This is a genomic window from Galbibacter kalidii (genome assembly GCF_026241135.1).
In the GTDB taxonomy this organism is placed as follows: Bacteria; Bacteroidota; Bacteroidia; order Flavobacteriales; family Flavobacteriaceae; genus Galbibacter.
Window position 1 is genome coordinate 90,652 of record NZ_JAPFGA010000011.1, and the last position, 9,848, is coordinate 100,499.

The 9,848-nt window shown below is 39.9% G+C and carries 8 protein-coding genes; 6 read left to right on the forward strand and 2 right to left on the reverse strand.

Features of this window, described 5'->3' with window-relative positions; genetic code table 11:
- Nucleotides 1-143: 143 nt before the first annotated feature.
- Nucleotides 144-1,385, reverse strand: coding sequence for an O-antigen ligase family protein (locus tag OOZ15_RS12160; protein WP_265956689.1), 1,242 nt, complete (start codon nt 1,383-1,385; stop codon nt 144-146).
- A 280-nt stretch (nt 1,386-1,665) separates the two neighbouring features.
- On the opposite strand from OOZ15_RS12160, the gene udk reads away from it, so the two are divergent.
- From udk to OOZ15_RS12185, 5 genes are all read left to right on the forward strand, one after another.
- On the forward strand, nt 1,666-2,274 hold the full coding sequence (gene udk, locus OOZ15_RS12165) for a uridine kinase (protein ID WP_265956690.1): 609 nt from the start codon (nt 1,666-1,668) through the stop codon (nt 2,272-2,274).
- A 2-nt stretch (nt 2,275-2,276) separates the two neighbouring features.
- A complete protein-coding gene (locus OOZ15_RS12170) occupies nt 2,277-2,600 on the forward strand; it encodes an FtsB family cell division protein (protein WP_265956691.1) in 324 nt (107 codons plus the stop codon).
- Nucleotides 2,601-2,834: 234 nt separating this feature from the next.
- Complete coding sequence (locus tag OOZ15_RS12175) at nt 2,835-4,217, forward strand: methylmalonyl-CoA mutase subunit beta (protein ID WP_265956692.1); 1,383 nt, start codon at nt 2,835-2,837, stop codon at nt 4,215-4,217.
- A 133-nt stretch (nt 4,218-4,350) separates the two neighbouring features.
- Nucleotides 4,351-6,525, forward strand: coding sequence for a methylmalonyl-CoA mutase (gene scpA, locus OOZ15_RS12180; RefSeq protein WP_265956693.1), 2,175 nt, complete (start codon nt 4,351-4,353; stop codon nt 6,523-6,525).
- 180 nt (nt 6,526-6,705) lie between these two features.
- Nucleotides 6,706-7,584, forward strand: a complete 879-nt coding sequence (locus tag OOZ15_RS12185) for an SDR family oxidoreductase (protein ID WP_265956694.1) — start codon at nt 6,706-6,708, stop codon at nt 7,582-7,584.
- 182 nt (nt 7,585-7,766) lie between these two features.
- Here OOZ15_RS12185 and OOZ15_RS12190 read toward each other — a convergent pair whose 3' ends face one another.
- Nucleotides 7,767-8,801 (reverse strand): Fic family protein, encoded by a 1,035-nt coding sequence (locus OOZ15_RS12190; RefSeq protein WP_265956695.1) that lies wholly within the window; start codon nt 8,799-8,801, stop codon nt 7,767-7,769.
- 299 nt (nt 8,802-9,100) lie between these two features.
- Here OOZ15_RS12190 and OOZ15_RS12195 point away from each other — a divergent pair, with 299 nt between their 5' ends.
- Nucleotides 9,101-9,670, forward strand: a complete 570-nt coding sequence (locus OOZ15_RS12195; protein WP_265956696.1) for an adenylosuccinate lyase — start codon at nt 9,101-9,103, stop codon at nt 9,668-9,670.
- Nucleotides 9,671-9,848: the final 178 nt, after the last annotated feature.

A 9,848-nucleotide genomic window follows, 5' to 3' on the forward strand; every position in this document is an offset into this window, starting at 1 on the left:
GTTATTCAAAGTTTAATGTTCAAGGTTCAAAGTTTTGGAATTTGGTGCTTGGAATTTGGTGCTTGGAATTTGGTGCTTGGAATTTGGTGCTTGGAATTTGGTGCTTGGAATTTGGTGCTTGGAATTTGGTATTTGAATCCCCATTATTCATTCCTAATAATCCTACTGCTTAGGATGCTTCGTTTTTTAAGAAGTAATGGGATTATGATGGACAGGAACACGATTCCGTTGAAACGAACCAACATCGACTCAAAGAAAAGGGATATAAATAAAATCAGGAAAACGGAAAACTCATTGCTACTCCGCCGCATCCTGCTTGCCAGTATGACAAAAATACTTATCATAATCGCCAAACCGGGTATTCCCATCTGCATCCAGGTCTGTAAAAACTGATTATGGGCATTGTATCTGTTCTCATAGTTTTCTTGATACCCCAATTCCTTATACTTTTCAATCAGCACATCATTGGCATCTCCCACTCCGTAACCAAACAAAGGTTGTGACAAAACAACCTCCAAGCCCGAATCCCAAACTTTTAAACGTGCTTTTTCGGTAATGGTGGCATTGTATTCTCCCGGATTTGTGCTTTCAAATATCCGTGGATGCTTCAAAAACACGATCAATCCAAGTATAAAGACAATAAACATGGTATATCGTTTTCCGGTATCTGATATATTGAAGATCAGCATCAGTGACATGATTGCCAATATCAAATAGGCTGCCCTGGACGCTAAAAGAAATAAATACAAGAACAAGACGATCAGAATAAAGAATTGCAGTCCGGTTTCCAGTGGTTTTTTTAGATAATAACTCAGCACCAACAAGATATAGAGCGACACATAACTGGGACTGATCAACCTTGAGAACTGTGATCCCATAAAGTAATCCCATCCATCGTGAAAAGAACTGAAAAATAACTGAACCTGCCTAAGGGAACTTTCGTCAGGGGTACTATTTTTTACTACCAACCAGGCATCGTTAGCAGCCCAGGCAAAATTGATATAAAAAGACACTACCAAACCCATCAGCAAAAAGCTGAACAGCTTCCTGACCGTAAGCACATCTTCTTTTACAAACAGAAAAATCACCGGAAACAAGAGCAGCGTCAAGGAACGTTGTATAAGTGCCCAACCGTCGGACAGGTTATCCGTATATATCAAACTCAAACACATTACCACAAAGTACAACGGGAAAAGCAACAAGGGTCTGTTGTCAGAAATAAAATTCCTGGGGGATTGAAAAATATTTACAATCCCCAATACAATAGACAGCATAAAAAACGGTGTTGGCAGGTTGATATCCAACGGCAAAAGAAAGAAGCCGATAAACAAACTGTTCCAAAAAATATGCAATACAAGACTACTGTTCTCATCCCTGTAAAACATTTTTTTAAAATCCGATATCAAACTATTGTATGTGGTCAAATGTGTAGGTAATTGTAGTATTCTTAGTATGAAAAAACAAATATAAACAGAAGTATTTAGATGTCAGTATTGAGTTTTAGATTTAAAATTGAAGATTTAAGGTTTGGTGATGGGTTAATTGCGCTAATGGGTTAACTGGTTAATTGGAGAGATCAGGGCAGGGTTTGAATTTTGGAATTTGAGTTATCAATAAGCCTAAAAAAATACTTTTAATTCGTATTTTTGTGAAAAATATAACTTTATGCTCATTATTGGGATTACCGGGGGCACCGGTTGTGGAAAAACAACCGTGGTGAACCAAATTATAAACGAGCTTCCTGAAACCGAAGTCGGTGTTATCTCTCAGGATTCTTATTACAGGGATGTTTCCCACCTATCATATGAAGAGCGTACCAAAATCAATTTTGACCATCCAAGGGCTATCGATTTTGATTTGCTATACGAGCACTTAAAAGTGCTAAAAAAAGGAAAAATCATAGAGCAACCTGTTTATTCTTTCGTCAAACACAACCGTACGGAAGACACCATTGTTACACACCCCAGAAAAGTAATGATCATTGAAGGGATCCTGATTTTTACCCATACCAAACTGCGGGAACTGTTCGATATCAAAGTTTTTGTCCACGCCGATTCAGACGAGCGCCTCATCCGCAGGATCCGAAGGGACATTTCGGAAAGAGGAAGGGATATTGAGGAAGTGTTGCAACGCTACCAAAATACCCTCAAGCCCATGCACCAACAATTTATAGAGCCTACAAAAGAATTTGCCGATATCATCATTCCCAACAATAGATACAATACCGTTGCCGTTGATATTGTAAAGACCATTATAAATGAACGCCTTTTGTAATTATGACGCTTAGAGAAATAAAAAACACCAAATGGTTTAAATTCTTCAGCAATATCTACGTGTTGGTACTCACGGTTTTTGTGGTTTGGATGCTCTTTTTTGATACCAACTCCTGGTGGTTCACACATAGGGAGCTGAACAAGGAAATTGAAAAACTGAAGGAACAAAAAACACATCTTCAACAAGAAATAGAAAAGGATAAAGAGGCTTTGAAAAAGTTAAACGACAAGGAAGAACTGGAGAAATTTGCCCGGGAGAAGTACTATCTCAAAAAGGAAGGTGAAGAAATCTATATCATTGAATACAAAGACAGTTTAAAAGATTGATTTTGGATATATACAATCGTTCATATGAATAACTTATTGTCCGGTCGAGCGCAGTCGAGACCTCATTTTTAAATGACATTAAAATCAATGACCTCTCGACAAGCTTTGCTTAGTATCTTCAATTCAAAATATATTTTGAATATTGATAATGATCGAAGAGACAGTGATTTATGATTGATTACGGACAATCGGATTAATTTTTATTATTCCGAAGAAACAATAAAACCAAACCGAATGAAGCATTCACTATTTAGCGAATTTCAAGAGATTCCCGCAAAACAGTGGAAACAAAAGATACAGTCTGAACTTGAAGGAGCCGACTACAACGAAACCCTCGTCACCAAAACGCCCGAAGGTATCAACATCAAACCTTTTTACAGTGCTGAAGACCTGAAGGATTCTTTAGCCCCTACTCCGGTTGCTTCCTGGAATATCTGCGAAAAAATCTATGCCGGAAATGCTCTCGTAGCCAACAAAAAAGCCTTGCAAGCTGTAGGGAAAGGGGCAGAAAGCATTCTTTTCACCATTCCGAAGGAAGACATTCAACTGGATGCCCTCTTTGATGATTTTCCGTTTGAAACAATCGCTATCCATATTGAACCTCACTTTTTATCTGTTGGTTTTACTGAAAAGCTTATCCATTTTTTTTCTGATACAAAAGCTGATATTCACTATCATCTGGATATCGTCGGACATCTGGCACGAAGCGGGAACTGGTACTTCAACATGAAAAAGGATATCGATGTTTTTTGTCAGCTTCAAAAGCTACTCGCTAAAGCTTCAGAATTTAAAACTACTACAACGATTGAGACTTCCCTCTACCAAAATGCGGGGGCTGATATTGTTCAGCAATTGGCTTATGCCATGGCACATGCCAATGAATATCTGAATCTTTCAGGAGGAAACCCCGTTTCTTTCTGTTTTAAAACAGCCATAGGAAGTAATTATTTTTTTGAAATAGCAAAACTGAAAGCCCTCCGGCTACTTTGGAAAACCCTTGCGGGGGAATACAATATCGAGAATGATTGTCAACTTTTTTGTACGTCTACAAAGCGTAACAAAACCCTGTATGATTACAACGTAAATATGTTGCGTACCACCACCGAATCCATGAGCGCTGTCCTTGGCGGAGCAAATACCATCTGTACGCTTCCGTATGACGCCATATACCACAAAGACAACGAATTTGGTAGTCGCATTGCGCGGAATCAACTGTTGATTTTAAAACATGAAAGTTATTTCGACAAGGTTCAAAACCCCACTGATGGAGCTTATTACATAGAATCCCTCATCAAAGAACTCGCCGAAAAAGCCCTCACACTTTTTAAGCAAATAGAAGCCGGCGGCGGTTTTCTGTCACAACTGAAAGACCATATCATTCAGAAAAAAATAAAAGAAACAGCTGCAAGCGAACAAAAAGGGTTTCATGCCAACGAAAAGATATTGGTGGGTACTAACAAATACCAGAATCCGACAGACCGGATGGAAAACGAATTGGAATTGTACCCTTTTGTAAAAACCGAAGCCCGAAAGACGCTTCTCGAACCCATTATTGAAAGTCGATTGGCAGAATCCGTAGAGCAAAAACGATTAAAAGACGAACACCCACCCTCATAGAGGGATATAGTATGGTCAAGGCAATTGCCTCAACTGAAGGAAATGAATAAATCAATAGCTTTTAAGAAGTAGTGATTATTTGCTTAATTATGTAATCAAGTTAAAATGAAGTTTTTAATATAAATTTATTCTTGTGAAACAACGGAGGAACCTGCAACATATCACCTTAGAAGATGTCAAATCTCAAATTCCAAATTCCAAAAAAGAAAATGATGGAAGCAATGGGATTTCCAATCACAGTACTGCAGAGAAAATCAGTGTAAAATCAGTTTACGACAAAGAAGATGTTGATAAAGTTGATCACCTTCATTTTGCGGCTGGTTTTCCTCCTTTCCTCAGAGGTCCATATAGTACTATGTATGTAAAAAGGCCTTGGACCATCAGGCAATATGCCGGTTTTTCTACTGCAGAAGAAAGTAACGCTTTCTATAGAAGAAACCTGAAAGCAGGGCAAAAAGGACTTTCCGTGGCCTTTGATCTTGCCACACACCGCGGCTATGATTCCGATCACCCCCGTGTACAAGGTGATGTCGGGAAAGCCGGAGTCGCCATCGATTCGGTTGAGGATATGAAGATACTGTTCGATCAGATTCCTTTGGATAAAATGTCCGTTTCCATGACCATGAACGGTGCTGTATTGCCCATCATGGCTTTTTATATTGTGGCTGCTGAAGAGCAGGGCGTCTCCCCGGAAAAACTGTCGGGCACCATCCAAAACGATATTTTAAAGGAGTTTATGGTGCGGAACACCTATATCTATCCCCCCACACCTTCCATGAAGATTGTTGCCGATATTTTTGAATACACCGGAAAGCACATGCCAAAATTCAACAGCATCAGTATTTCGGGATACCATATGCAAGAGGCGGGAGCTACCGCAGATATCGAATTGGCATACACCCTAGCCAACGGATTGGAATACATCAAAACCGGGATTGAGGCGGGACTGGACATAGATGCCTTTGCCCCTCGCCTGTCGTTCTTTTGGGGCATCGGGATGAACCATTTTATGGAAATCGCCAAAATGCGCGCCGGGAGAATGCTTTGGACAAAACTGGTCAAGCAATTCAGTCCGAAGAAAGAAAAGTCACTCAAGCTGCGAACACACTGCCAGACCAGTGGCTGGAGCCTTACCGAACAGGATCCTTTCAATAATGTGGCTCGGACTTGCATTGAAGCCACAGCTGCCGTTTTTGGCGGTACGCAATCACTACACACCAACGCTTTAGACGAGGCCATTGCCCTTCCGACTGACTTTTCAGCAAGAATAGCGAGAAACACGCAAATGTTCCTTCAGGAAGAAACCCTGATGACAAAAACCGTCGATCCTTGGGCGGGAAGTTATTATGTGGAAAGCCTTACCCATGAAATTGCTAAAAAAGCCTGGGAATTGATCGAAGAAATTGAAGAACTCGGCGGAATGACCAAAGCCATTGAAGCCGGAATCCCAAAAATGCGTATCGAACAGGCCGCAGCCGAAAAACAAGCACGTATCGACAGCGGACAGGACATTATTGTAGGCGTGAACAAATACAAAGTTGAAGAGGAAGAACCACTACAAGTATTGGAGATTGACAATCAGTCCGTTCGTCGGCAGCAAATCGAGCGTTTGGAAAAACTCAAAGCCGAACGGGATGAGAATAAAGTAGCCTCTTCATTGAAGAAATTGAGTGAGACGGCGAAGGAGTCGCGTGGAGGAGATTCACGCCTCCGCGGGAATTTGTTATCTTTAGCCGTAGAAGCTGCCAGAAACCGAGCTACGTTGGGCGAGATTTCAACGGCTATGGAAAAGGTCTACGGCAGGTATAAAGCCAAAATTCAATCCTTTAGCGGCGTGTATTCAAAAGAGATAGATAAAGACAAAAGCTTTGAAAAAGCCCGACAAATGGCCGATCGTTTTGCAGAACAAGACGGGAGAAGGCCTCGTATTATGATTGCAAAAATCGGACAAGACGGACACGACCGTGGTGCCAAAGTAGTGGCTACCGCTTATGCAGATATCGGGTTTGACGTGGATATCGGTCCGCTCTTCCAAACCCCTCAGGAAGCTGCCAAACAGGCCGTGGAAAACGATGTACACGTTTTGGGGATATCCTCCCTGGCCGGGGGACATAAAACCCTGGTTCCGCAAGTGATCGAAGCCCTAAAAGAATACCAAAGGGATGATATTATGGTCATCGTCGGTGGCGTTATCCCGAAACAGGATTACCAGTATCTCTTTGATGCAGGTGCCATAGCTGTTTTCGGTCCGGGGACAAAAATCAGTGAGGCTGCCATTAAAATTTTAGAGGTTCTGATTGATGATTGAAGTTGGAAGTCAGGAGTCAGAAGAAAACCAATATATAATAGACATATAAAATATAAAAAAGGCAGGTATTGAAGATTTACAAAATTTAGCTTTTATTTTTAGTCAGCTTGATTTTGCTGATCTTGAATAATATTTGGATGAACATCAACTGAATTCCTATTAACAGTTAACAAAATAAAAATGAACTATACAGATAAAATGCTTCGCGACGGAGCACTCGAAGGCAAAAACATAGTGGTAACCGGTGGCGGAAGCGGATTGGGCAAGGCCATGTCCAAATATTTTATGGAATTGGGCGCCAAAGTGGCCATCACCTCCCGGAGTTTGGAAAAACTGAAAAACACCGCCAAAGAACTGGAAGCAGAAACCGGGGGAACATGTTTGCCCGTTGCCTGCGACGTGCGCAACTATGACGAGGTGGAAGCCATGCACAAACAAGTGATGGAAAACTTTGGAAAAGCAGATGTTTTGCTTAACAATGCCGCAGGAAATTTCATCTCCCCCACCGAACGCTTGTCCGCCAACGCTTTTGACACCATTATCGATATTGTCTTAAAAGGCACTAAAAACTGTACGTTGGCTTTCGGCAAACACTGGATAAACAGCAAACAAAAAAACACCAATGTCCTCAATATTGTTACCACCTATGCCTGGACAGGTTCGGCTTATGTGGTGCCATCGGCTACAGCCAAAGCAGGGGTTTTGGCGCTCACCAGAAGTCTTGCCGTTGAATGGGCAAAGTACGGTATGCGGTTCAACGCCATAGCCCCGGGACCTTTCCCTACCAAAGGGGCTTGGGACCGGTTATTGCCGGGTGATCTAAAGGAAAAATTCGATCTAGCTAAAAAAGTACCCCTAAAAAGAGTTGGAGAACATCAGGAATTGGCTAACCTAGCCGCTTATATGGTTTCTGATTTCAGTGCGTACCTCAACGGGGAAGTCATTACCCTAGACGGAGGTGAATGGCTGAAAGGCGCCGGACAATTCAACATATTGGAAGCTATTCCCGAGCATCTGTGGGATCAACTGGAGGCTATGATACGGGGGAAGAAGAAATGAGCAGTAGGCAGGCAGGATATGGTTGAAGATTGAAGGTTGAAGATTGAAGGTTGAAAGTTTCAAATTCAAGGTTTAATGTTGGGGAGGAGTGGCTCTTTTTTTAAAATAATAACAAGAAAAAATTGACTGTTCTAGCCTTATACAACGAACTGAGTTATGTAAGGGTTTTACATTGAACTCGTCTAAAAATAAGTGTTTACAGCAAATTCAAACTGCTCCATAAAAATAGTCTTAAAGGCAGTTATATTATTCTGTTCATAAAATAACAGCATCGCTTTTTTATATTCAATAGAATCTATTGTCCTGAATGAGACTGGGCAGTATTTATTATCTACCAATACAGCATTGCTTACAATACGAGCAGTTCTTTTATTTCCGTCATTAAACGGCTGAATATAAGAAAGTAGAACCAAGACAAGTAACGCTTTTTCAAATACACTTTTCTTTGAATTCACCAGTTCGCACATATTATGCAAAACCTCTTTTATCTGAAACTCATTGTCCAACGGACGGTAGTTTGTTCCGGAAATACCCACTCTTCGCTTTCTAATATTACGATCGATTCCTAAATCCTTTACCAGAATACTATGAATATTTTCAATCTTGCTAATTGTCAAACTCCTCAAATAGTCTGGATAAGCAAGTATAAAATCTAAGGCTTCCTTATGATTAAGAAGCATGATCGCTTCATCTTTAGCCTTGCCTTCAGCTGTTATTTTTTCTTTCAACAACCTTTCGGTTTCCAGCAAAGAATAGGTATTTCCTTCTATCTCTGAAGATTTCCAACTCAAGTCAATGGCTAAGCGCTCCATTTCTTTGTTAAATTCATTTTCACTCAGTTGACTACTATTCTCTTTGAAATGTGCCTGCAGGTCCCGTAAGTGCTGGAGCTCTTCCTCTGAAAACAAATTTACTTGATACAATGTTTTAGTTATCAAATGAAAATTAAATCCCGACTTAATATCTCTTTCATCGATTTCCTTTTTATAGTATTCTTCAACATCAATAAACCGTAATAATTCAAATGAAGGAGCGACTTTATATACAGTAGATTTTCCTTTCCCGGAAGTCTCAATAAGTCTATCTGCGATCAGCTTAGTAAGTAACCTTTTCGTTGTCGCATAACTAATATCCAAGCCTACCCCTTGGTGTATTTCTTTAGATGATAATGAAGGATGGGCATCAATAAAAGTAAGTATTCTATTTTTATTTTTCATGTTTCCCTTTACTTTAAAGCTCAAATGTAATTAAATTACAGCTCAAATTAAACTATTTTTGAGCTGTATTTAGATTTTTTGTGAGCTTAAAGTTTGTTTTAAGCTCAATTATTAACAGAATAGAGCTCAAATTAAAAACAAATTGAGCCTCATTTGATACATTCATGAGCCAAAATTGATAATTAAAAAGTTATTAATTAATAGGAATTATCAAATGATCTTTGTTTTGGCTATTGGGAGTTTGTTGATTTTTTTGGAAATTTGGTTTAACTATCCTCTAAATATATAATGAGAAGAATTTGACTGTTCAAGCTTTATACAACGAACTGAGTTATGTTGATCATTCCCGGGAAAAAAGGGTCTTTTATGCCAAGAAAGTACTTGCAAATCCGGAATTGGTCGGTAATCTGCTTCAGATTATGTTTATGGTAAACGACAAGGTGTCCTGCCGTGCTGCATGGGTTCTTGAGTTCGTATGTAGGGAAAAGCTGGAAATTATCATTCCGCACTTAAATCATTTCACCAAAAACATTCATCATGTTCATTTAGATCCTGCTGTTAGACCTGTGGCCAAAATATGTGAGTGTCTGGCAGAAGCCTATTACAAAAACAATAAAAATCCTATAAAACAAAATTTAAAATCCGCTCATATAGATCATATTATTGAATTTTGCCTTGATTGCCTGATCAACGACGAGAAAGTAGCCCCAAAAGCCCACTCGATGACCGTATTGTTCCTCTTCGGAAGGGATTACAACTGGATCCACCCTGAATTGATTTTGATCCTGGAACGTGATTTTTATAGACAATCGGCCGCTTTTAAAGCAAGGGCCAGACGTATTTTGAAGAAGCTTAAAAAGAATCAATAGTTGAGTTCAAATCAAAATGGATTAAAAATTGATATTTGGGTTTTGGAAGTCAGAAGTCAGAAGTCAGAAGTCAGAAGTCAGAAGTCAGAAGTCAGAAGTCAGAAGTCAGAAGTCAGAAGTCAGAAGTCAGAAGTCAGAAGTCAGAAGTCAGAAGTCAGAAGTCAGAAGTCAGAAGTCA

Bases quoted from the DNA above. Each gene is read 5' to 3' on its own strand.
- OOZ15_RS12170 (WP_265956691.1), top strand. From the start codon at position 2,277: ATGACGCTTAGAGAAATAAAAAACACCAAATGGTTTAAATTCTTCAGC.
- OOZ15_RS12160 (WP_265956689.1), bottom strand. From the start codon at position 1,385: ATGTTTTACAGGGATGAGAACAGTAGTCTTGTATTGCATATTTTTTGG.
- udk (WP_265956690.1), top strand. From the start codon at position 1,666: ATGCTCATTATTGGGATTACCGGGGGCACCGGTTGTGGAAAAACAACC.
- OOZ15_RS12175 (WP_265956692.1), top strand. From the start codon at position 2,835: ATGAAGCATTCACTATTTAGCGAATTTCAAGAGATTCCCGCAAAACAG.
- OOZ15_RS12190 (WP_265956695.1), bottom strand. From the start codon at position 8,801: ATGAAAAATAAAAATAGAATACTTACTTTTATTGATGCCCATCCTTCA.
- OOZ15_RS12185 (WP_265956694.1), top strand. From the start codon at position 6,706: ATGAACTATACAGATAAAATGCTTCGCGACGGAGCACTCGAAGGCAAA.